The organism is Pseudomonas sp. BMW13, from assembly GCF_013357275.1.
GTDB lineage: Bacteria > Pseudomonadota > Gammaproteobacteria > Pseudomonadales > Pseudomonadaceae > Aquipseudomonas > Aquipseudomonas khazarica.
In genome coordinates this window covers 71,785-93,163 of the sequence record NZ_SUKD01000033.1, presented here as the reverse complement: position 1 = coordinate 93,163, position 21,379 = coordinate 71,785, and the positions used below count along the sequence as shown (strand labels likewise).

General features: G+C 64.7%; 23 protein-coding genes. 13 read left to right on the top strand and 10 right to left on the bottom strand.

Going from position 1 to position 21,379, the window contains the following annotated elements; translation table 11 throughout:
• Nucleotides 1-264 precede the first annotated feature (264 nt).
• The 5 genes from E4487_RS21820 (at nt 265) to E4487_RS21800 (ending at nt 3,064) form a co-directional block, all read left to right on the top strand.
• Nucleotides 265-999 carry an FKBP-type peptidyl-prolyl cis-trans isomerase gene (locus E4487_RS21820; RefSeq protein ID WP_134677383.1) on the top strand — a complete coding sequence of 245 codons (735 nt, stop codon included), beginning with the start codon at nt 265-267 and terminating at the stop codon, nt 997-999.
• Nucleotides 1,000-1,325: 326 nt separating this feature from the next.
• Nucleotides 1,326-1,757, top strand: a complete 432-nt coding sequence (locus tag E4487_RS21815) for a YkvA family protein (protein ID WP_037057442.1) — start codon at nt 1,326-1,328, stop codon at nt 1,755-1,757.
• A gap of 143 nt (nt 1,758-1,900) precedes the next feature.
• Nucleotides 1,901-2,224 (top strand): helix-turn-helix domain-containing protein, encoded by a 324-nt coding sequence (locus E4487_RS21810; RefSeq protein WP_175254371.1) that lies wholly within the window; start codon nt 1,901-1,903, stop codon nt 2,222-2,224.
• Nucleotides 2,221-2,586, top strand: coding sequence for a hypothetical protein (locus E4487_RS21805; RefSeq protein ID WP_037057444.1), 366 nt, complete (start codon nt 2,221-2,223; stop codon nt 2,584-2,586). Before E4487_RS21810 ends, E4487_RS21805 begins: the two co-directional genes overlap by 4 nt.
• The gene (locus E4487_RS21800) at nt 2,579-3,064 is read left to right on the top strand and encodes an SEL1-like repeat protein (RefSeq protein WP_134677387.1); all 486 of its coding nucleotides are present in this window, start codon (nt 2,579-2,581) and stop codon (nt 3,062-3,064) included. Before E4487_RS21805 ends, E4487_RS21800 begins: the two co-directional genes overlap by 8 nt.
• Here E4487_RS21800 and E4487_RS21795 read toward each other — a convergent pair.
• Nucleotides 3,053-4,810: a bifunctional diguanylate cyclase/phosphodiesterase gene (locus tag E4487_RS21795; protein WP_037057446.1), complete on the bottom strand. Its 1,758-nt coding sequence runs from the start codon at nt 4,808-4,810 to the stop codon at nt 3,053-3,055. The two genes, E4487_RS21800 and E4487_RS21795, sit on opposite strands and share 12 nt — an antisense overlap.
• Before the next feature lie 101 nt (nt 4,811-4,911).
• A complete protein-coding gene (locus tag E4487_RS21790; protein WP_175254370.1) occupies nt 4,912-6,990 on the bottom strand; it encodes a carboxy terminal-processing peptidase in 2,079 nt (692 codons plus the stop codon).
• A 128-nt stretch (nt 6,991-7,118) separates the two neighbouring features.
• Here E4487_RS21790 and E4487_RS21785 point away from each other — a divergent pair, with 128 nt between their 5' ends.
• The 3 genes from E4487_RS21785 (at nt 7,119) to ahpF (ending at nt 10,612) form a co-directional block, all read left to right on the top strand.
• On the top strand, nt 7,119-8,081 hold the full coding sequence (locus E4487_RS21785; protein ID WP_134677390.1) for an NAD(P)H-quinone oxidoreductase: 963 nt from the start codon (nt 7,119-7,121) through the stop codon (nt 8,079-8,081).
• Between the two features lie 155 nt (nt 8,082-8,236).
• Nucleotides 8,237-8,800 carry an alkyl hydroperoxide reductase subunit C gene (ahpC, locus tag E4487_RS21780; RefSeq protein ID WP_037004971.1) on the top strand — a complete coding sequence of 188 codons (564 nt, stop codon included), beginning with the start codon at nt 8,237-8,239 and terminating at the stop codon, nt 8,798-8,800.
• A 255-nt stretch (nt 8,801-9,055) separates the two neighbouring features.
• Entirely contained in the window at nt 9,056-10,612 is a 1,557-nt protein-coding gene (gene ahpF, locus E4487_RS21775; protein ID WP_175254369.1) for an alkyl hydroperoxide reductase subunit F, read from the top strand.
• Nucleotides 10,613-10,803: 191 nt separating this feature from the next.
• Here the strand turns inward: ahpF and E4487_RS21770 are convergent, their stop codons facing one another.
• Entirely contained in the window at nt 10,804-11,646 is an 843-nt protein-coding gene (locus E4487_RS21770; protein ID WP_037056954.1) for a bifunctional allantoicase/(S)-ureidoglycine aminohydrolase, read from the bottom strand.
• A gap of 142 nt (nt 11,647-11,788) precedes the next feature.
• On the opposite strand from E4487_RS21770, the gene E4487_RS21765 reads away from it, so the two are divergent.
• Entirely contained in the window at nt 11,789-12,667 is an 879-nt protein-coding gene (locus E4487_RS21765) for a LysR substrate-binding domain-containing protein (protein ID WP_175254368.1), read from the top strand.
• Here E4487_RS21765 and E4487_RS21760 read toward each other — a convergent pair.
• From E4487_RS21760 to E4487_RS21735, 6 genes are all read right to left on the bottom strand, one after another.
• A complete protein-coding gene (locus tag E4487_RS21760) occupies nt 12,654-13,307 on the bottom strand; it encodes an HAD family phosphatase (RefSeq protein ID WP_037056961.1) in 654 nt (217 codons plus the stop codon). The two genes, E4487_RS21765 and E4487_RS21760, sit on opposite strands and share 14 nt — an antisense overlap.
• Nucleotides 13,307-14,293: an ABC transporter ATP-binding protein gene (locus E4487_RS21755; protein WP_037056963.1), complete on the bottom strand. Its 987-nt coding sequence runs from the start codon at nt 14,291-14,293 to the stop codon at nt 13,307-13,309. The genes E4487_RS21760 and E4487_RS21755 overlap by 1 nt, the downstream gene beginning before the upstream one ends.
• Complete coding sequence (locus E4487_RS21750; RefSeq protein ID WP_047587654.1) at nt 14,290-15,087, bottom strand: ABC transporter permease; 798 nt, start codon at nt 15,085-15,087, stop codon at nt 14,290-14,292. Before E4487_RS21750 ends, E4487_RS21755 begins: the two co-directional genes overlap by 4 nt.
• Nucleotides 15,074-15,919, bottom strand: a complete 846-nt coding sequence (locus E4487_RS21745) for an ABC transporter permease subunit (RefSeq protein ID WP_037056971.1) — start codon at nt 15,917-15,919, stop codon at nt 15,074-15,076. Before E4487_RS21745 ends, E4487_RS21750 begins: the two co-directional genes overlap by 14 nt.
• The gene (locus E4487_RS21740) at nt 15,916-16,722 is read right to left on the bottom strand and encodes an alkaline phosphatase family protein (protein WP_037056972.1); all 807 of its coding nucleotides are present in this window, start codon (nt 16,720-16,722) and stop codon (nt 15,916-15,918) included. Before E4487_RS21740 ends, E4487_RS21745 begins: the two co-directional genes overlap by 4 nt.
• A gap of 186 nt (nt 16,723-16,908) precedes the next feature.
• Entirely contained in the window at nt 16,909-17,967 is a 1,059-nt protein-coding gene (locus E4487_RS21735; protein ID WP_037056973.1) for an ABC transporter substrate-binding protein, read from the bottom strand.
• A 316-nt stretch (nt 17,968-18,283) separates the two neighbouring features.
• On the opposite strand from E4487_RS21735, the gene E4487_RS21730 reads away from it, so the two are divergent.
• The 4 genes from E4487_RS21730 to E4487_RS21715 all read left to right on the top strand — a co-directional run bounded on the left by E4487_RS21730 (nt 18,284) and on the right by E4487_RS21715 (nt 20,731).
• Nucleotides 18,284-19,000 (top strand): UTRA domain-containing protein, encoded by a 717-nt coding sequence (locus E4487_RS21730; protein WP_037056975.1) that lies wholly within the window; start codon nt 18,284-18,286, stop codon nt 18,998-19,000.
• 109 nt (nt 19,001-19,109) lie between these two features.
• Nucleotides 19,110-19,472: a YciI family protein gene (locus E4487_RS21725; RefSeq protein WP_037056978.1), complete on the top strand. Its 363-nt coding sequence runs from the start codon at nt 19,110-19,112 to the stop codon at nt 19,470-19,472.
• Between the two features lie 31 nt (nt 19,473-19,503).
• Entirely contained in the window at nt 19,504-20,292 is a 789-nt protein-coding gene (locus E4487_RS21720) for a DUF899 domain-containing protein (RefSeq protein ID WP_037056980.1), read from the top strand.
• Between the two features lie 16 nt (nt 20,293-20,308).
• Nucleotides 20,309-20,731, top strand: a complete 423-nt coding sequence (locus E4487_RS21715; protein ID WP_037056981.1) for a nuclear transport factor 2 family protein — start codon at nt 20,309-20,311, stop codon at nt 20,729-20,731.
• A gap of 80 nt (nt 20,732-20,811) precedes the next feature.
• Here the strand turns inward: E4487_RS21715 and E4487_RS21710 are convergent, their stop codons facing one another.
• Nucleotides 20,812-21,348: a tetratricopeptide repeat protein gene (locus E4487_RS21710; RefSeq protein ID WP_037056983.1), complete on the bottom strand. Its 537-nt coding sequence runs from the start codon at nt 21,346-21,348 to the stop codon at nt 20,812-20,814.
• Nucleotides 21,349-21,379: the final 31 nt, after the last annotated feature.

The window sequence follows — 21,379 nt, the reverse complement described above, 5'->3', positions numbered from 1 at the left end:
CAGCGGTAGTTCAGTCGGTTAGAATACCGGCCTGTCACGCCGGGGGTCGCGGGTTCGAGTCCCGTCCGCTGCGCCATTCTTCTCCTCGCTTCATCCCCTCCTGTGACAACGCTTCGGCGTTCGCCGAATCTCTTCGAAAAAATCCTTTGTTTGCTTGAACTTATGGGCATTGCACGGCTCCTATGCCGTAGCCAGTGATCGTGGCGTACTGCTAAGCTCGCGCTTTCACACGACGGCCTTCGGGCGCATCTACAAGGAACAAGCATGAAACAGCATCGTTTGGCGGCAGCGGTTGCCCTGGTGGGCCTGGTGCTTGCCGGTTGCGATTCGCAAACCAGCGAAGTCGAACTCAAGAGCCCCGCGCAGAAAGCCTCCTACGGCATCGGCCTGAACATGGGTCGCAGTCTGTCCGAGGAAGGCATGGACGATCTGGATTCCAAGGCCGTCGCCCAGGGCATCGAAGACGCGCTGGCGAAGAAGGAGCCGCGCATCAAGGACGAGGACATGATCGAGGCCTTCTCCTTCCTGCAGAACCGTGCGCAAGAGCGCATGACCGCGCTGAACAAGGAAGCGGCCGAAGCCGGCAAGAAATTCCTCGAAGAGAACGGCAAGCGTGAAGGCGTCGTGACCACGCCGTCCGGCCTGCAATACGAAGTGATCAAGAAGACCGACGGCGCGCAGCCGAAGGAAAGCGACGTGGTGACCGTTCACTACGAGGGCAAGCTGACCGATGGCAGCGTCTTCGACAGCTCCGTCGCACGTGGCAGCCCCATCGACCTGCCGGTCGGCGGCGTGATCCCGGGTTGGGTCGAAGGTCTGCAGCTGATGCACGTGGGTGAGAAGTACAAACTGTACATCCCCAGCGAGTTGGCCTATGGCGAGCAGAGCCCGTCCCCGGCCATTCCGGCCAACGCGGTGCTGGTGTTCGACCTGGAGCTGATCGGTATCAAGGATCAGGCGGCAGAACCGGCTGAGCCAGCCGAGCCGGCAGCGCAGTAACACTGCATGGCTTCATGACAACGCCCCGTCTTGACGGGGCGTTGTCGTTTCCGGGCCTTGGCTGGCACCTGCAGTGTTACGCTTATGCACATTGTGGGAAAGGTTCCTAACAAGCGTGCGCTACCCTTGCAAGCTGTTCATGTCAATCGGCAACTCGTTGATTTTCATGGATTTTATGGGCTGTATAAAAAATGCCCGATCTGAGTCCAGGCCCCATGCCACGGGGCTTTGATAAACTTGTCGAAAGTCTTTGCACAGATTTATCCACAGCTTCGGTGGATAAGCGAAGCAAGCCCAGGCAGCGCCTGGCTTGCCGAGGAGGTCCTATGAAAACCCCGTGGAAACTGACGCGTTACCTGCCGCTGGCGGCCCGTTTTCTTCGTGAGGGGCGGCTGCCTGAGTTGCTGCGCGCGCTGGGTGACAAGCGCACCCCGCAGGGCCAGCGCTTCGCCGCGCTGAAGGATGACCTGCAGCTGTTGCGCGCGCTGAGCCTGGCCTGGTTCAAGGGGGAATACCGGCAGATCAGCCGCCAGGCGTTGCTGATGGTGGTCGCCGCGCTGCTGTATTTCATCACCCCGCTGGACGCCATTCCCGACTGGCTGGTGGGGGTGGGTTTCGTCGATGACCTGGCCGTGCTGGCCTGGGTGATGCGCACCTGGCAGGGGGAACTCGAGGCATTCAAGGCCTGGCGTGCCAGGCAGGCCCCGGAGAAGCTGGCGCTCATCGAGCACCTGCCGGCCGAGCCGTTGCATTCCTGATCGCGGGCGCCTGTGCGGCGAGACGCGGCGCGCTGCGTGGAGTGCCTGCACGGATCACGCCCCAGGCGGCTTGGCCCTGTTAAGATGGCCGCTTGCAAGGAAAGGATCGAGGCCATCGGTCCTGCTTTCCAACGGAGAGACTCATGAGTGTGCAAATCATTGCCCGCGATGGTGAGCCGGAGTACGCGGTACTGCCCTGGGCCGATTATCAGGCCCTGCTGCAGGCCGCAGGACACCAGCCTGCCGTCGAATCTGGTCGCGAACAGCCTGATCCGGAGGCCGTGAGACCCGGGCTCGATCAACTGCGGGCACTGCGTGAAGGCAAGGGACTGACGGCCGAGGCGCTGGCGCGCAGTGTCGGTATCAGCCCGCACTATCTGGCGATGATCGAGCGTGGCGAGCGTCAACCGGATGCGGCCATCCTGCGCTCCCTGGCATGGTCGCTGGGGTTGGAGGGCTGGTCTTGAGCGTACGTATCAGTCGCCAACACTGGCAGGCGTTGCTTGACGAACTCGATGATGCGCGCCGGCAGCGCCATCTGCTTACCTACCGGGCGCTGATCGAGCGCCTCGACCTGCCGACACCGGCCATGCAGACCCTGACCGCAGCACTGGAGCATCTGGCGGCGCTGGATGCCCGTGCCGAACGGCCACTGCGCAGCGCGCTGGTCATCAGCCAGGGGGCCAGCCGTCTGCCGCGTACCGGCTTCTTCGACTGCGTGATGCGCCTGGGGCGCTTCAGCGGAGCCTCCGATGGTGTGGCGGCCGCATCCTGGCATGCCGCAGAGGTGGTCCGGGTGTTCGAATTCGACTATCCCGTCGATGTCTAGGCTGCTCTGGCAGGTGCGCGCGCGCCTGGGCTACTGGTTGGCCCGGCGCCTGTTTCACTGGTCGTGGACGTTGCGCCAGCCGCGTCTTTGGCAGTGGATGCAGGGCCAGTACGGGCGCATGGCCAACCTGGGCGATACCCCGGCGCAAAGCTTCTACGGGCATATCTTGCTGTTTCGCGGTCAGGGCCTCGGTGCGCGCGAGGAGGGGCTGAGGCTGTTGCGCCTGGCTGCCAGCGGCGGCGACGGCAAGGCCGCTTATCAGCTGGGTGTACAGGCGTTGCAGGGTGACACGCGACAGGCGCCGGACGGTGTGCAGGCGGTGCGCTGGTGGGAGATGGCGCTGGCGGCTGGCCATCCGCTGGCGGCGCGGCGCCTGAGCCAGGTGTATCTCGACGGCGCACCGGGCGTCACGCCTGATCGGGCCCTGGCCGAGCACCATGCCGCGCTGGCGCAGGAGACGCAGGCTTCAGCTGGCTGATCCGGCGAGGATGTGCAGGCTGTAGCCGGGCACAGCCTTGGCGTGGCGCTTGGCTTCGGAGGCGAGTTCCGCCAGGCGCGAGGCGTCGAGCTGCAGGCAGTCTTCCTTGCTCACGTGCACCACGCCGATGGACAGCGACAGCAGGGCGTATTCCTGGCGCTGGCCGTGACGGTTGTGGGCGACGAAACAGCCGGCCTGCAGGTGTTCTTCGCGGTAGAAGCGGCGGCACTGGCTCTGGAAGTCCTCGATCAGGCGACCGAGCTTTTCGCGCCAGTCGGTCGAGCCGAGCACCAGCATGAAATCATCGCCCCCGATATGACCGACGAAATCGCGCGCCGGGTCCACCCGCTCGTTCAGGCACTGTGCCAGGCACAGCAGGACCTCGTCGCCCTTGGCGTAGCCGTAGAGGTCGTTGAAGGGCTTGAAGCTGTCGATGTCGACATAGCACACCGCCGCTTCCCGCTGTTGTTGCAGCAGCCGGCTCAGGCACTGTTGGATGGGCACGTTGCCCGGTAGCAGGGTCAGCGGGTTGGCATGACGCGCCTGCTGCAGCTTCTGTTCGGTGATCAGCTTGAGCACGTCGATCACCCGCCCCAGGCCGAGGTAGCGGCCGCCCTGGATGATGATGAAGTCCTCTTCGATGCGCTGCCGCGCGCGGCTGGTGAGCAGGCGGCTGACCTTCTGCAGCGATTGCTTCAGTTCCACCGCGAGAAAGTCCTGGCTCATCAGGCGGCTGATCGGTTTGCGCGCGAACAGGTCGGTCGCGAACGGCTTCAGCAGCGCTTCGGAGAGCGAATGGCGGTGCACGATACCTACCGGCTGTTGCTGCTCGTCGAGCACCGCCAGTGAGTTCAGATTGGCCTGGGCACGAAACAGATCCAGCACCTCGGCGATGGCGGTGCGCTGGTCGACGGCGGGCTGCTCGTTGAGCAGGGCGCTGAGGTCATGGTTGTCCTCGTTGAGGCTGCTGTGCTGCGTGCTCTGCAGCTGTGGCAGCAACTGGCGGGCGTCCCGTGGCGGTTTCTCCTGCGGCCTGCTCAGCAGGTAGCCCTGCACCAGATCGACCCCCATCTCGGCCAGTACGGTCAGCTCTTCGGTCAGCTCGATGCCCTCGGCGATGACCTGCGCGCGCGAGGCCTCGGCCATCTTCAGGATCGAGCCGACGAACTCGCGCTTCACCGCGTCCTGGTGGATGCCGTCGATGAAGTGGCGGTCGATCTTCACGTAGTCCGGGCGCAGCTCGGACCACAGGCGCAGGCTGGAATAGCCGGCGCCAAGGTCGTCCAGGGCGATGGAGAAGCCCATGGCGCGGTAGTGGTGCAGGGCATTGTCGAGCAGCGCGAAGTCTTCGGTCGGCGACTGCTCGGTGAGTTCGATCACCACCTGGCTGGGCGGTATGCCGAAGGTCTGCAGCAGCTTCAGGGTACGCCCGGGCTGGTGGCTGGGGTCGAGCAGCGATTCGGGAGATACGTTGAGGAACAGCTTGCCCTCCAGCCCCAGCGCGCTGAAACCCCGGCACGCGCTCTTGCGACAGGCCATTTCCAGCTCGCTCAGGCGGCCGGCATGGCGGGCGACGGCGAACAGGGTCAAGGGCGAGTGCAGCGGGCTGTTGGACGGGCCACGGGTCAGCGCCTCGTAGCCGAGGATGCGCTGCTCGGAAAGCGAGACGATGGGCTGGAACAGGCTACTGAGGTCGCCGTGAGCGAGGATGTTCCCCAAGGCGCTCAACTGCTCGGTGACGGTCATGGTGTTCTCGATCTGCCGGAAACGAAGAGGCCGGCTTTTTAGCCGGCCCCTGCATTTCACGACAGTTCGATGACAATTTGATGACGTTCCCTAATCCCTGATCAATGGATGGCCAGGGACGGGTTCAGGCTCAGGTAGTCGATGAGGATGTGGCCGGACTCGGACAGGTACGCGTCGTCTTCCGGCTTGCCCTTGTCTTCCACGGGCAGGGCGTCTTCGTCTTCCTTGGCCAGCTCCGCGAGAGGCTTCTCACCCTTGGCCACGCGACGGTCGTTCTCCAGCTTGAGCTGCTTGGCCTCGATGGCGGCCTGCTGCGCACGGCGTTTGACTTCGTTGAGGCTGACGGTGGTTTCGGCCATCAGCTGCTTCGACAGGTCGATGCTGGCGCGGGTGAAGAGGAAGTCCGGGTCCTGCGCGGTGCGCTGGTCGTGCTTGCTCTGCAGCTGGGTGAGGAACGGTTTGATCGGGTCCAGCTCCGGCTTGATCGCCGGGCGGATGCTGTCCCAGGGCATGGCGGCGGGCAGGGCGCTCTCACCGATGTCCTTGGTGTGCATCACATCGGGGTAGGCGATGTCCGGCAGTACACCCTGGTGCTGGGTGCTCTGCCCCGATACACGGTAGAACTTGGCCAGGGTCAGCTTCAGTTCGCCGTGATTGAGCGGCTGGATGGTCTGCACCGTGCCCTTGCCGAAGGTCTGGCCGCCGAGGATCAGCGCGCGGTGATAGTCCTGCATGGCACCGGCGAAGATCTCCGAGGCAGAGGCGGAGAGGCGATTGACCAGTACGGCCAGGGGGCCGTTGTAGTAGATGCCCTTGTTCTCGTCCGCCAGCACGTCGACGCGGCCATCGGCGTTGCGTACCAGTACGGTCGGGCCCTGCTCGATGAACAGGCTGGTCAGCTCGGTGGCTTCCTGCAGGGAGCCGCCACCGTTGTTGCGCAGGTCGATGACCAGGCCGTCGACCTTCTCGGCACGCAGCTCGTCGATCAGCTGTTTCACGTCACGCGTGGTGCTCTTGTAGTTGGGGTCGCCCGCGCGGAAGGCCTTGAAGTCGAGGTAGAAGGCCGGCAGTTCGATCACCCCGAGCTTGTAGTCGCGGCCATCCTGCTTGAGGTGCAGGACCTTCTTCTTCGCCGCCTGCTCTTCGAGCTTCACCGCCTCGCGGGTGATGGTGACCACCTTGCTGGTCTGGTCGGTCGGCGGGTTGCTGGCCGGAATGACTTCCAGGCGTACCGTGGAGCCTTTCGGGCCACGAATCAGCTTGACCACTTCGTCCAGACGCCAGCCGATCACGTCGACCATCTCGTCGTTGCCCTGGGCGACACCGACGATCTTGTCGGCCGGTGCGATCTGCTTGCTCTTCTCCGCCGGGCCGGCGGGCACCAGGCGCACCACCTTGACGTGCTCGTTGTCGCTCTGCAGCACGGCGCCGATACCTTCGAGCGAGAGGCTCATGTTGATATCGAAGTTTTCCGCGTTGTCCGGCGACAGGTACGTGGTGTGCGGGTCGTAGGTGGTGGCGAAGGCGTTGATGTAGGCCTGGAACACATCCTCGCCACGGGTCTGCTCGAGGCGCTTGAGCTGGTTCTTGTAGCGCTTGGTCAGCAGCTCCTGGATGTCCTTGGTTTCCTTGCCGGCGATCTTCAGTCGCAGCACTTCATCCTTGACGCGCTTGCGCCACAGATCGTCGAGCTCGGCACGGTCCTTCGCCCAGGGCGCTTTCTCACGGTCGACCTGCAGGTCCTCGTCGACGCTGAAGTCGATCTTGTCGACACCCTTGGCCAGCTCGGCCAGGGCGAAGTCGAGGCGCTCCTGCAGGCGCGTCAGGTGCCGGCGGTAGATGGCGAAGCCCGGTTCGAGGTTGCCGCTCTTGAGCAGGTCGTCGAACTGGTTGCGCCACTGGTTGAATTCGGCGATGTCCGACGCCATGAAGTAGCTGCGCGATGGATCGAGCAACTTCAGGTAGTTGTCGTAGATCTTGATCGAGCGCTCGTCGTTGAGCGGCGGCTTGTTGTAGTGGTGGCGCTTGAGCAGCTCCACGACGTTGAGACTGGCAATCACCTGATCGCGGTCCGGCTGCAGGTAGTCCCAGCTGGTCGCTGGAGTGGTCTTGGCCGCCAGCGGCAGGGCACTGAAGCCGAGTACTAGGGCGAGGGCGGTACTTGCTAGAGAGCGTTTCATGCGGATTCGACGTAGTGGCAGGTGATAACGCATATTAGGCCGTATCTGAGGGCGCCAGGTTCCGTTGGCGCTAGACGAAAGCCTCGCGCAAGGCGCGAGGCTCGTTTCACTTGCACTATGGAGGCAGCATGAAGGCATTGCAAGGCGTCGAAGGGCGTGCGGAGTGGTTGGAACAACCCACCCAGGCCTGCGACGCGGGGCAGATTCGAGTGAAGGTCGCCGCCGCAGGGCTCAATCGGGCCGATCTGCTGCAGCGCGCGGGGCTCTACCCGCCACCGCCGGGGGCCAGCCAGGCTCTGGGCCTGGAGTGTTCCGGCGTGGTCACCGAAGTGGGCGCCGGCAGCGCCTGGCAGGTGGGGGATCGGGTCTGCTGCCTGCTGGCGGGCGGCGGTATGGCCGAAGAGGTGGTGGTCGATGCACGCCATGCCATGTCGGTGCCCGAGGGCCTCAGCCTGGTCGAGGCCGCCGTGGTCCCCGAGGTGTATGCCACGGCCTGGCTCAACCTGTTTCAGCTCGGCGCGCTGCATCCTGGCGAGAAGGTTCTGCTGCATGCCGGTGCCAGTGGTGTGGGCTCGGCGGCGATCCAGCTGTGCAAGGCGTTCGGCAACCCCTGCTGGGTCAGCGTCGGCTCCGCCGAGCGGCTGGCCTACTGCGAAGGGCTCGGCGCCCAGGGCGGCGCGCTGCGTGGCGAGGATCTTCAGGCGCTCAGCGATTTCGGGCCGTTCGACGTGATCCTCGACCCGGTCGGTGGCCAGTACGCGGCCCTCAACCTGGAGCTGCTGGCGCGTGACGGGCGCTGGATCAACATCGGCCTGATGGGCGGGCGCGAGGCCAAGCTGGACCTGGCGCAGGTGCTGGGCAAGCGCATCCAGCTGATCGGTTCGACCCTGCGCAACCGCGACGATCAGTTCAAGGCGGATCTGTTGCATGACCTGCAGCAGCAGGTCTGGCCGCTGTTCGCCGAAGGCCGATTGCAGCCGCAACTGGAGCGCACTTTTGCGATCGAAGACAGCGAAGTGGCGTTCGAGACACTCGCTGGTAACCAAGTCGCAGGTAAACTGGCGCTATTGATTGATCCCGACCTGGCCTGAGCCAGGGCTGCAGCCTGCGTCTGGCGCGGGCTTCGTTATCGATTGGTGCAATCAATCGATATCATGGCCGTAATCAATAAGCTTTTTTCCGTTAGGTAGCTAAGATAGCAACCGTAAATTTTCAACCCTCACAGAAACCTCAGAAGGAGTCAGAGATGTCCCTCATCAATACTCAAGTTCAACCGTTCAAGGTCAACGCTTTCCACGCTGGTGAGTTCGTCGAAGTGACCGAGCAGTCCCTGCAGGGCAAGTGGTCCGTGCTGATCTTCATGCCGGCTGCCTTCACCTTCAACTGCCCGACCGAGATCGAAGACGCCGCCAACAACTACGCCGAGTTCCAGAAGGCGGGTGCCGAGGTTTACATCGTGACCACCGACACTCACTTCTCGCACAAGGTCTGGCACGAAACTTCGCCGGCCGTTGGCAAGGCTCAGTTCCCGCTGATCGGTGACCCGACCCACCAGCTGACCAACGCCTTCGGCGTGCACATTCCGGAAGAAGGCCTGGCGCTGCGCGGCACCTTCATCATCAACCCGGAAGGCCAGATCAAGACCCTGGAAATCCACTCCAACGAAATCGCCCGTGACGTGTCCGAGACCCTGCGCAAGCTGAAGGCCGCTCAGTACACCGCCGCCAACCCGGGTCAGGTTTGCCCGGCCAAGTGGAAAGAAGGCGAAGCCACTCTGGCTCCTTCGCTGGACCTGGTCGGCAAGATCTAAGAACGGCTTCAGAGCTGCTGCGCTCGGCCAGGCAGCGGGGTAATCGGACTCGGGCTTGTGATGTACGTCGGTACATTCCGCGCCCTCATCGGATTACGCCTTGCCTGGCCGTCGCTCGCGACGCTCTGAAACCCGTTTTGCACTTGCTACCTGCGCTGTTTGGGCCATCACCGGCCCTTGTGGTGCCCGATGCCCGGGCGCGATCCGTCCGGGCATTTTATTGCCCGAATTTTTTGTTTCTGAGGACTGTTCGCCATGTTGGACGCCAATCTTAAAGCCCAGTTGAAGGCCTACCTGGAAAAGGTCACCCAGCCGTTCGAGATCGTCGCGTCCCTCGATGACAGCGCGAAATCCCAGGAGCTGCTTGGCCTGCTCAACGACATCGTCGGCCTGACCGACAAGATCACCCTGAAGACCGATGGCAGCGATGCCCGTCGTCCTTCGTTCGCCCTGAATCGTCCGGGCGAAGACACCGGCGTCGCCTTCGCCGGCATCCCCACGGGCCATGAGTTCACCTCGCTGGTGCTGGCGCTGCTGCAGGTCGGTGGCCACCCGTCGAAGCTGGACGCCGATACCATCGCCCAGATCAAGGCCATCGAAGGCCGCTTCGAGTTCGAGACCTATTTCTCGCTGAGCTGCCAGAACTGCCCGGACGTGGTCCAGGCGCTGAACCTGATGGCAGTGCTGAACCCCAATATCCGCAACGTCTCCATCGACGGTGCGCTGTTCCAGGAAGAAGTCGAGCGTCGCCAGGTCATGGCCGTGCCGAGCATCTACCTGAACGGCGAGGTATTCGCTTCCGGCCGCATGGAAGTGAAGGAGATTCTCGCCAAGATCGACACCAAGGCCGGCAGCCGCGACGCCGAGAAGATGAGCGCCAAGGAAGCCTTCGACGTGCTGGTTGTCGGCGGTGGCCCGGCTGGCGCCTCGGCGGCCATCTACGCTGCGCGCAAAGGTATCCGTACGGCCATCGCTGCCGAGCGTTTCGGTGGCCAGGTGCTCGATACCATGGCGATCGAGAACTTCATTTCGGTGAAGGAAACCGAAGGGCCGAAGCTGGTGCGCGCCCTGGAAGAACACGTCAAGGAATACGAAGTCGACGTGATGAACCTGCAGCGCGCCTCCGCGCTGGTGCCGGCCAATGGCGAAGGCGGCCTGCACGAGGTGCAGTTCGAGAACGGCGCCTCGCTCAAGGCCAAGACCGTGATCCTCTCCACCGGCGCACGCTGGCGCGAGATGGGGGTGCCTGGCGAGCAGGAGTACAAGGCCAAGGGCGTGTGCTTCTGCCCGCACTGCGACGGCCCGCTGTTCAAGGGCAAGCGCGTGGCGGTGATCGGTGGCGGCAACTCCGGCGTCGAGGCGGCCATCGACCTGGCCGGGATCGTCGCCCATGTGACCCTGCTGGAGTTCGCCGACACCCTGCGTGCCGACGCCGTGCTGCAGAAGAAGCTGTACAGCCTGGCGAACGTGACCGTGATCAAGAGTGCGCAGACCACCGAGGTCAAGGGCGATGGCCAGAAGGTCAACGCGCTGGTCTACAAGGACCGCACCAGCGAAACGCTGCACACGGTCGAGCTGGAAGGCATCTTCGTGCAGATCGGCCTGCTGCCCAACAGCGACTGGCTCAAGGGCACCCTCGAGCTCAACCGCTTCGGCGAGATCGTGGTCGATGCCAAGGGCCAGACCAGCGTGCCGGGCGTCTTCGCTGCCGGTGACGTCACCACCGTGCCGTACAAGCAGATCGTCATCGCCGTGGGCGAGGGTGCCAAGGCCTCGCTGAGCGCCTTCGATCACCTGATCCGCCACAGCTGATCAGCGCGCTGGAACGACAAAGGCCACCTTCGGGTGGCCTTTGTCGTCATGGGCGTATTGCGGTGACTGCTTCGCGGCCGAAGCTGCAGCTGTTCATGCTGCATGCCGCGGATTTCCTCCGGGCTACGCTTGTGTAGCCCGGATGCAATCCGCGGCGGCTCGTCAGCCCGCGGCTAGAGCCACTCCTGCACTCAGCGCTTGAGGCCACCCAGGGTCAGTGGCATCTGGCGGTTCACATCCTTGTACAGCAGGTAGCGGAAGCGACTCGGGCCACCGGCGTAGCAGGCCTGCGGGCAGAAGGCGCGCAGCCACATGAAGTCACCGGCTTCGACTTCGACCCAGTCCTGGTTGAGGCGATACACCGCCTTGCCTTCCAGCACGTACAGGCCGTGTTCCATGACGTGGGTCTCGGCGAAGGGGATCACGCCGCCCGGCTCGAAGTTGACGATGTTGACGTGCATGTCATGGCGCATGTCGCTGATTTCGACGAAGCGCGTGGTGCTCCAGCGACCTTCGGTGCCCGGCATGACGATCGGCTCGATGTCCTGCTCGTGGGTCACGAAGGCCTCCGGGTAGGGCACGCCTTCGACGGGCTGGTAGGCCTTGCGCAGCCAGTGGAAACGCACCGCTTCGCTGCCGTTGTTGCGCAGCGACCAGTCGCTCTGCGGCGGGATGAAGGCGTAGCTGCCCGGACGCAGGGCATGCCGGGTGCCGTTCAGGGTCAGGTTGCACTCGCCTTCGACGACGAAGATCACGCCTTCGGCGCTCGGGTCCAGCTCGGGCTTGTCGCTGCCGCCGTTGGGGGCGACTTCGACGATGTACTGCGAGAAGGTTTCGGCGAAACCGGTCAGCGGGCGGGCGATGACCCACATGCGCATGTTGTCCCAGAACGGCAGGTGGCTGGTGACGATGTCACGCATCACGCCTTTGGGGATCACGGCGTAGGCTTCGGTGAACATGGCGCGATCGGTCAGCAGTTGCTCCTGACCGGGATGGCCGCCATGCGGGGCGTAGTAGTAGGGCGATTTGCTCATCGAGAGATTGCCTCGGCGGGTGAAAGGCACCGGGATCGACCCGGCGCGGAAAACGGTCTCCCATGCACTATAGGAATTTGCGCCTGGATTCGGAAATTAAATAGTAGAATCCTTGTCAGTGGGTTTCATGATAGGTGTCGGTATGCTCGATCCCGTGCTGTTGCGCAGCTTTCTCGCCGTGGTTCAGACCGGTGGCTTTACCCGTGCCGCGGCCAGCCTGCACCTGACCCAGTCCACGGTCAGCCAGCAGGTGCGGCGTCTGGAGGAGCAGATCGGCGCCGAGCTGCTCGACCGCAGCGGCCGCTACGTGGTGACCACCACCGAAGGTGAGCGCCTGCTCGGTTATGCCAATCGCATCGTTGCGCTGATGGACGAAGCGCTGCTCGCGCTGGGCCAGAGTGCGGTGGAGGGCGAGGTGCGTCTCGGCGTGCCGGACGATTTCGCGGCCAACAGCCTGACCCCTTACCTGGCTGATTTCGCCGACGCGCACCCTGGCATCCGCCTGGAGATCACCAGCGGCCTCAGCCACGACGTGTGGCGTGCGTTCAACGCCGGCGAGCTGGACCTGGCGCTGATCAAGCAGCGCGCCGGCAGCGCCAAGGGGCTGGCCAGCTGGGCCGAGCCCCTGGCCTGGCTGGACAGCCGCGCACGGCCGGTGCTGGCGCGCAACCCGGTGCCGCTGGCGGTGTTCCCGCCCAACGGCCTGTATCGCCTGGAAATGACCCACGCCCTGGATGCCATGGGCAAGCCCTGGCGCATCGCCTATGTCAGCAGCAGCCTGCCGGGTGTCAGCGCGGCGGCCGAAGGCGGCCTGGGCCTGACCCTGCTGCCGCGCCGCCTGATCACCGCGGCGCACCGCGAACTGGGGGCTACCGAAGGCTTTGCCGCCGTGGCGCCGGTGGAAGTGGCCCTGCACGCGCGCAACCAGTTGCCCGGTTATGCGCGTGAGTTGGCGGCGGCGTTGATCGAGGCGTGCGAAGGGATCATGCAGGCCCCGGCTGGCGCGCTCAGCGCCAGTTGAGGATCGGCCAGCCCGCCTGTTCGGCGTGGGCGCGCAGGACTGGGTCCGGGTTGACGGTGAAGGGCTTTTCCACCAGTTGCAGCAGCGGCAGGTCGTTGCGCGAGTCGGAGTAGAAGGCGGCCCCGGCCAGGCTCTCGCCCTGTTCGCTGAGCCAGGCATGCAGGCGCGTCACCTTGCCTTCGCGATAGGTCAGCACGCCTTCGGTGCGTCCGGTGTAGAAGCCCCGCTGTTGTTCCAGGTCGATGGCCAGCACTTCGCCGATGCCGAAGCGTTCGGCAATCGCGCTGACCAGGAAGTGCGCCGAGGCGGAGATCACCAGCAGGCGGTCGCCGGCTTCGCGGTGCCGGGCCAGGCAGCGGCTGGCGTCGCTGTAGAAGATCGGCTCGATCACGTCCTCGACGAAGGGCTCGACCACGTGGGCGACCTCCTCGGGCGTGCGCCCGACCAGCGGCGACAGGGTGAAGGCCATGTAGTCCTCCATGGCCAGGGTCCCGCTGGCGTACTGGCGCATCAGCTCCTGCTCGTGGCTGATGAAGGAATCGCCATCGGCCCAGCCGATCTTCACCATTTCCTCGGTCCACAGGGTGGAGCAGTCGCCGTGGATCAGGGTTTCGTCCAGATCGAATATGACCAGGGCCATCACGCCACCTCCCGGATTGCGCCGACATCGATCTGCAGGCTGACCTGCTGGCCGCAGCTGTAGAGTTCATCCGCCGAGCGATTGAGCACGTCGACGAACAGCTCCACACCGCGGGCGTCGATGCGGTAGCGCACGACGTTGCCCAGCAGGCTGTGGCTGACGATTTTCGCGCCGATGCCATGCTCGGCGAAGGCGATGGCTTCCGGACGAATCGCCACGCGCGAACTCACCGTCTGCTCCAGCAGGCGGCTGGCGGCATCGGCCTCGAGCAGGTTGTAGTTGCCGATGAAACCGGCGGCGAAGGCGTCCACGGGGGCGGTGTAGAGGGTCTCGGCGTCGCCGCTCTGGACGATCTTGCCGGCGTTCATGAGGAAGATGCGGTCGCTCATGGTCAGCGCCTCTTCCTGGTCGTGGGTGACGAAGATGGTGGTCAGGTTCAGTTCCTGCTGGATGGCGCGGATCTGCTCGCGCAGGTGTTTGCGAATGCGGGCGTCGAGGGCCGACAGCGGCTCGTCGAGCAGCAGCAGGCGCGGACGGGTGACCAGCGAGCGGGCCAGGGCCACGCGCTGGCACTGGCCGCCGGAAAGCTGGTGCGGGTAGCGTGTGGCGAACTCGCCCAGCTCGACCATGTCCAGGGCTTCCTGCACGCGCTTGTCGCTCTCGGCCCTGGCCACTTTCTGCATGCGCAGGCCGAAGGCGACGTTCTGCGCCACGGTCATGTTGGGGAACAGCGCATAGCTCTGGAACACCATGCCGATGCCACGTTTCTGCGGCGTCAGCGGCACCAGGTCCTGGTCGCCGAGGATGATCTGCCCGCCATCGACGCCGGTCAGTCCGGCGATGCAGCGCAGCAGGGTGGACTTGCCGCAGCCGGAGGGGCCGAGCAGGGTGACGAACTCGCCCTGGGCGATCTCGCAGTTGATGTCGCTGAAGATGCGGGTGTCGCCGTAGCTTTTATGCAGGTTTTGGATGCTCAGGAAGCTCATGCCTTGTCCCTGTTCAAACGGTTGGCCGCCCAGGTGAAGACCAGGACGAAGAAGAAATAGGAGATCACCAGCGCACTGTTGAAGTGGCCGCTGCTGTTGCGCATGTTGTTCAGGTACACCTGCAGCGTTTCATAGCGGGTGCCGACCAGCATGTTGGCGAAGACGAACTCGCCGAACAGGAAGCTGAAGGAGAGGAACAGCGACACCATCAGGCCCTTGCGCAGATTCGGCAGCACCACCAGAAAGGCCGCCTTCCAGGTGCTGGCGCCGAGCAGGTGGGCAGCGTCCATCAGGTCGCGCAGGTTGATCGCCTGCAGGTTGTTGCTGATGGCGCGGTACATGAACGGCAGGGCGATGGTGAAGTAGCAGCCGAACAGGATCCACGGCGTGCCGGTCATTGCCAGCGGGCCGGAGCCATAGAGCTGCAGCAGGCCCACCGAGGACACCACCGGCGGTACCGCGAACGGTAGCAGGATCAGCACGTTCATCAGCGTGTCGAGCCTGGGGAAGTGGTAGTGCACCACGAACATCAGCGGCAGGATCAGCACCACCGACAGTGCCAGGGCGCCGACGCAGACCAGCAGCGACTGGGCGAAGGCACGCAGGAAGCGCTCGTCGCTCCACAGGGCGGCGTACCACTTCAGTGTCAGGCCATCCGGCAGGATGGTCGCCGACCAGCTGGTGGACAGCGAGTAGAGCAGGGTGCCGGCCAGCGGCAGGAGCAGGATGAGGAACAGCAGCCAGACCACGACTCGGTGGTAGAGGCTGGCGGCAGGGGCGTCAGCGCGTGACATGGTTGCTCCTTTTCAGCAGCAGCTGGTGAACGATGGTGATCAGCACCATCAGCCCGACCAGGATCATCGACAGAGCGCTGGCCAGGTTCGGGTTCAGCGAGATGTCACCGGAGACCATCGCCGCGATGCGGATCGGCAGCACGTTGAAGTTGCCCGTGGTCAGGTAGTACACCGTGGCGTAGGCGCCCAGGGCATTGGCCAGGAGGATGACGAAGGTGCCGAGCAGTGCCGGGGTCAGCACCGGCAGGCCGATGTGGCGCCAGAAGTCCCAGGTGCCGGCGCCGAGCAGCGCCGCTGACTCGCGCCAGTCCTGGCGCAGGGCGTCGAAGGCGGGGTAGAGCAGCAGCACGCCCAGGGGAATCTGGAAGTAGGTGTAGAGGACGATCAGGCCGTTCTTCGAGTAGAGGTTGAAGCCCTCGATCAGCCCGGCCTGGATCAGCAGCAGGGTCAGCGCACCGTTGAAGCCGAGCAGGATGATGAAGGCGAAGGCCAGCGGCACGCCGGCGAAGTTGCTGGTCATGTTGGAGAAGGCGATGACGAAGTCGCGCAGCTTCGAGTCCACCTGGCGCAGCGAGTAGCTGCCGAGGATGGCGATGGCCATGCCGAACAGGCTCGACCAGAAGGCGATCTGCAGGCTGTGCTTGATCGCCTGCAGGTAGAACTTGGAGGCGAAGATCTTCTCGAAATTGCCCAGGCCCCAGCCATCGGGGCCGTTCAGGCTGTTGACCGCCACCCACACCAGCGGCGCGACCTGGAACACCAGGAAGAACACGGCGAAAGGCAGCAGGCACAGCAGCGGTAACCAGCGTCGCAGGGAAGACGGCGCGCTCATTTCAACAGCTCCGCGCAGTAGGGTTTGTCATGGGGCACACCGAGCAGCTGACAGATGCTGCCGCACAGTTCGACCTGCCGTGGGCGGGCGGCCGCGTCGAGGCTGAAGGCGTCGCCGATGACGAACAGCGGCACCTGGCGCTCCTCCGGTAGCAGGCCGTTGTGCGAGCGGTCGACGTTCATGCCGTGGTCGGCGGTGACCAGCACCTGGTAGCCGGCATCGACCCAGTTCTGCAGGTGGTCGGCCAGCAGCACGTCGGCCATGCGTGCCGCGTTGCGGTACTGCGGGCTGTCCAGGCCGTGCTTGTGCCCGGCGTCGTCGATGTTCATCGGGTGCACCAGCAGCAGGTCCGGCTCGTGCTGCAGGCGCAGGCTCTCGGCGTCGACGAACAGGTGCGAGTCCGGGTAGTGGTCGGCGTAGTAGAAATGGCCGTGCTGGATCGGCAGGCCCGGATCGCTGCTGTGGCGATCGCGCACGGCGACGAAGGGCGAACGGTTGTACAGCTCGCTGACCCAGTGATAGGCCGCGGCGGCGGTCGTCAGGCCGGCATCGCGCGCGTAATGAAACAGGCTGTGCTCACGCGACAGGCGCGAGACGTCGTTGTGCACCACGCCGCTGTCGATCGGGCGTACGCCGGTAAGGATGCATTCGTAGAGCGGGCGCGACAGCGCCGGCAGCTCGCAGTCCAGGCGGTAGTAGGCCGCCCGCCCGGCTTGGCACCAGGCATGCAGATGGCCCATGGCGTGTTGTGCGACCGAATGGCTGAGGCCGTCGAGCACGACGAGGATGACCTTGGAAGGCATGGGGGAAATCCTGAAAACGATGGAAGCGCTTAGCGGCTGAAGCCGCTCCCACAGGTACTGCCCGAGGGAGCGGCGTTTGTCGTGCGCAGGGGGGATGACGCTCTTTTCATCCACCATCCGCGGTATCGAATGGTGTACGGGTGGGGCGTCAGCTACGCGCCCCGGTCCACCCTGTGCCTCAACCTATCACTCCATGTTGATGATGACGTGCTCCTGCCACAGCTGCGGCAGCGCCTTGGACGTGGCTTCCCAGGCCGCAGCGTCCTTGATCGGCTGGACCTTGGCGTACTGCTCGTTGGGCAGCAGCTTGGCCTGCACGTCGGCCGGCAGGGTCAGGTGCTCGGCGCGGATCGGCCGGGCGTTACCCTTGGCCAGGTTGATCTGGCCGGCGTCGGAAAGGATGTACTCACGCGCCAGCTTGGCCGCGTTCGGGTTCTTGGCGTACTTGTTGATGATGGTGCTGTAGCCGGAGATGACCGAGCCATCGGAGGGAATCAGCACTTCGAAGCGGCTGGGGTCGATCTGGTCGCGGTAGGACAGGCCATTGAAGTCCCACACCACGCCGACTTCCACTTCGCCCTTCTCCAGGGTCTGGATGGTCGGGTTGGACAGCGACAGGCGGCCCTGTTCGGCGATGCTGGCGAAGAAGTCCAGGCCCGGCTGGATGTTCTTCTCGTCGCCGCCGTTGGCGATGGCTGCAGCCAGTACGCCGTTGACGGCCTGGGCGGCGGCACTGACGTCACCGATGGCGACGCGGTATTTGCCGTTCTTCAGGTCGGCCCAGGACTTCGGTACGTCCTTGACCAGTTGCTTGTTGACGATGAACGCGATGGAGCCGGTGTAGGCCAGCATCCAGTGGCCGTCGGCATCCTTGGCCCAGCTCGGGATCTGTTCCCAGGTGCTCGGCTTGTAGGGCTGGGTCACGCCCTGCTGCACGGCGATGGGGCCGAAGGCGGCGCCTACGTCGCCGATGTCGGCGGTGGCGTTGTCCTTCTCGGCGGCGAACTTGGCGATCTCCTGGGCCGAGCTCATGTCGGTGTCGGAGTGCGTGAGGCCGTACTTGCTATTCAGGTCGTTCCAGGTGTCCTTCCAGTTGGCCCAGCTGTCGGGCATACCCACGCTATTGACCGCGCCTTCGGCGCGAGCGGCTTTTTCCAGCGCTTGCAGGTCGGTGCCTGCAGCCATGGCGGAAGTGGCGAGGGCAATCGCCGAACCCATCAGAGAAGCCAGCAGCAGTTGTTTCATCGGAAACTCCTTTGCGGTGTGTGTGTTGGTCTAGATCAGCAATACCCGAGCCAATCTAAGCGCCTTCGATGACAGTTTTATGTCCGTTTGCCAGCTGCAGATGTCTAGGCCTGTACGGATGGCGCGCTCAGCAAGCGTAGACCATGGATAAGTAACTGATTTAACGGGTTGTGCACGAAGGTCGTGGTGGCATGCGGCATGCTTGCAGCATAGCTGTCATCTATCAGTCATCTAGACTGCCTAGTCTTGTCACCCATTCGAGCGAATGACGTGTGCCCCGTGTTGGGGCTGGACTAGTCCAAAAGGGGAGAAATTGATGCGCGATGAAGCGCCGCGAGCGGTCACCATCATCTGCCGCGCATTGCAGGAGCAGATCGACCGGGGCCTGTTGCCGTCCGGCAGCAAGTTGCCGGCCGAGCGCAAGCTCAGCGAACTGTTCGACACCACCCGCATCACCCTGCGTGAGGCCCTGGGGCAGCTGGAGGCTCAGGGGCTGGTGTACCGCGAGGAACGCCGTGGCTGGTTCGTTTCTCCGCAGCGGGTGTCTTACAACCCGCTGGTCCGCACCCACTTCCATGCGATGGTCGCCGAACAGGGGCGGGTGCCTGCCACCGAGGTGCTCAGCGCGAGGCTGATGCCGGCCAGTGCGCAGGTCTGCCAGTTGCTGGAGCTGCCGGCGCTGTCCAGCGTCTACCAGGTGTGCCGGGCGCGGCGCATCGACGGGCGCCTGGTGCTGTACGTCGAGCACTACCTGAACCCGGCCTACTTCCCCGGCATTCTCGAGTTCGACCTGACGCGCTCGCTGACCGACCTGTATGCCAGCGAGTACGGCATCCACTACGGTCGGGTGCGCTTCGACATGGTGCCCACCGCGTTGCACGCCGAGGCAGCGGCCAGCCTGCGGGTGGCGCCAGGCAGCCCGGCGCTGCGGGTCACCCGGGTCAATCGCGACCAGCATGGGCGCATCATCGACTGCGACCTGGAGTTCTGGCGCCACGACGCGATCCACGTCAGCGTCGAGGTGCCGCAGTAGTTCGCGCCTGACCGTTCGTCGGCTTAGACGCTGTTTTTTCGGCCATTGTCGAAACGGCGTCGTCGCGTTCGACTATCCAGTACCCACCGCCAAGGAACTGGAGCGCGACATGAAATACCTCTGCCTCGTCTATGCCAATGAGCAGGAGCTGCACAGCTCCCCCGACAGCCCCCATGACAGTGAGTGCCACGCCTACGCCCAGCAGGTGCAGGGCAGCGGGCGCATGCTCGCGGCGGAGGCGCTGCAGCCGGTGCAGACCGCCACCACGGTGCGTATGCGCGCTGGCCGGCTGACGATCACCGATGGGCCGTTCGCGGAAACCAAGGAGCAGTTGGCCGGCTTCTATCTGATCGAGGCGCGCGATCTCAACGAGGCGCTTCAGCTCGCCGGCCACATTCCCGCTGCCCGTGTCGGTTGCGTCGAGGTGCGACCGGTACGTGACCTGGATATCGACCCCGCCGCGCAGCACTGAGTCGCTGTCGTTCAGCCACAGGAGAACCGTCATGGATCGTCACCCTGTCCCCGAGGTCGCCACGCGTGAGCAATGGCTGGCCGCCCGCAAGGCATTGCTGGAGCAGGAAAAGGCACTGACCCGCCAGCGTGATGCGCTCAACCGTGCCCGTCGCGCCCTGCCCATGGTGCGGGTGGAGGAGGACTACCGTTTCCAGGGGCCGCAAGGCGAGGTCGGGCTGGAGGCGTTGTTCGACGGCCGCAGCCAGTTGATCGTCTACCACTTCATGTATCACATGGACCGTGGCAAGGGCTGCGCCGGGTGTTCCAGCCTGGTGGACAGCATCGGCCATCAGTCCCACCTGCATCAACGCGACACCAACCTGGTGCTGGTTTCGCGTGCGCCGCTGGCCGAGCTCGAAGCCTTCAGGCAACGCATGGGCTGGTCGCTGCCCTGGTACAGCTCCCATGGCAGCCGCTTCAACTACGACTACCACGCCACCACCGACGAGCAGGTCGCGCCGGTGCAGTACAACTACCGCGACAAGGAGGAACTGCTGCGCCTGGGGCAGGGCTACCACGTCCAGGGCGAGCAGCACGGACTGAGCGTGTTCCTGCGCGACGGCGGGCAGATCTATCACACCTATTCCTGTTATGGCCGGGGCGTGGAGATGCTGATGGGCAGCTTCCATTTCCTCGATCTCACGCCTTTTGGTCGCGGCGAGGGTTGGGACGGCATGCCGGATCTGGATGGCAAGGGCCTCGACTGGACCCGCTTGCACGACGAATACGAGCAGCGTGCGCCTGCGCACGACTGCTGCGCCCACAAGGCCCGAACCTGAGCGAAGGAGAAACGCCATGAGTCAGTCCGAACTGCAAGACGCACTGAACAGCTGGACCCAAGCCTGCCGCAGCAAGGATGTGGCGCGCATCATGAGTCACTACGTGGAGGATGTGGTCGCCTATGACGCCGTGGGCCCGTTGCGCTTCCAGGGGCGCCCGGCGTATCAGGCGCATTGGCAGGCCTGCATGGAAATGTGCAGCGGCGAGGGGCGCTTCGATCCGCATGAGCCGAGCTTCAACGTCAGCGCTGATCTCGCGGTCAGCCATTACCTGCTGCACTGCGGTGGCAGCAATGACAAGGGGGAGCTGGAAACCTGCTGGATGCGCGTGACCCAGTGCCTGCGGCGCGAGGCTGGCCGCTGGCTGATCTTCCACGAGCACTTCTCCGCACCCTGCGACATGGAGAGCGGCAAGGCGCTGTTCGATCTGCAGCCCTGAGCCCGCATGCGGGCGCAGGCGCGGTCACCGTGGCGACACCCGCAGGCGAAGCGTGGCGCGGGTGGCCGCGCGGCGACGCCTCACTGCCGGCCCAGCGCCGCGCAGGAGGCCTGGTAGTCCTGCGCGCAGGCGCTCTGGTACAGGCGCAGGGCCTGGTCGGGATCACGCGGCACACCGCCTTCGCCACGCCGATAGAGGTTGCCGAGCACGTGCTGGGCCATGGGGTTGCCGGCCGCCGCCGACTGGTTGAGGTACTTGAGCATGTCGCGCTGGTTGGCGAACTCCGGCGCGTCGCGCCCGGTGTAGAGGTAGGCGAGGCTCACCGCCGCCATCGCATGGCCCTTGTCGGCAGCCCGCTTCCACCAGTACTCGGCCTGCTTGAGGTTCTTCTCCGGCTGGCCGACGAAATAGCTGCTGCCGAGCTGGAACTGGCTGTCCAGGTCGCCGCGCTCGGCCTGCTGGCGCAGCTGCTCCTGCTGCGTCTGGGCGGCGGGCTGGCCGATCTGCGAGTCCTTTGGGGCGGTGCCGGAGTCCGGGCTGCGCCCTGCACAGCCGGCCAGCAGCGCCAGGGCGAGCAGGGCGACGGCGGTGCGACGAAAGGGGGGCAAGATGGGCATGGCGGCGGACTCCTTGTTTGACGTGTGATGG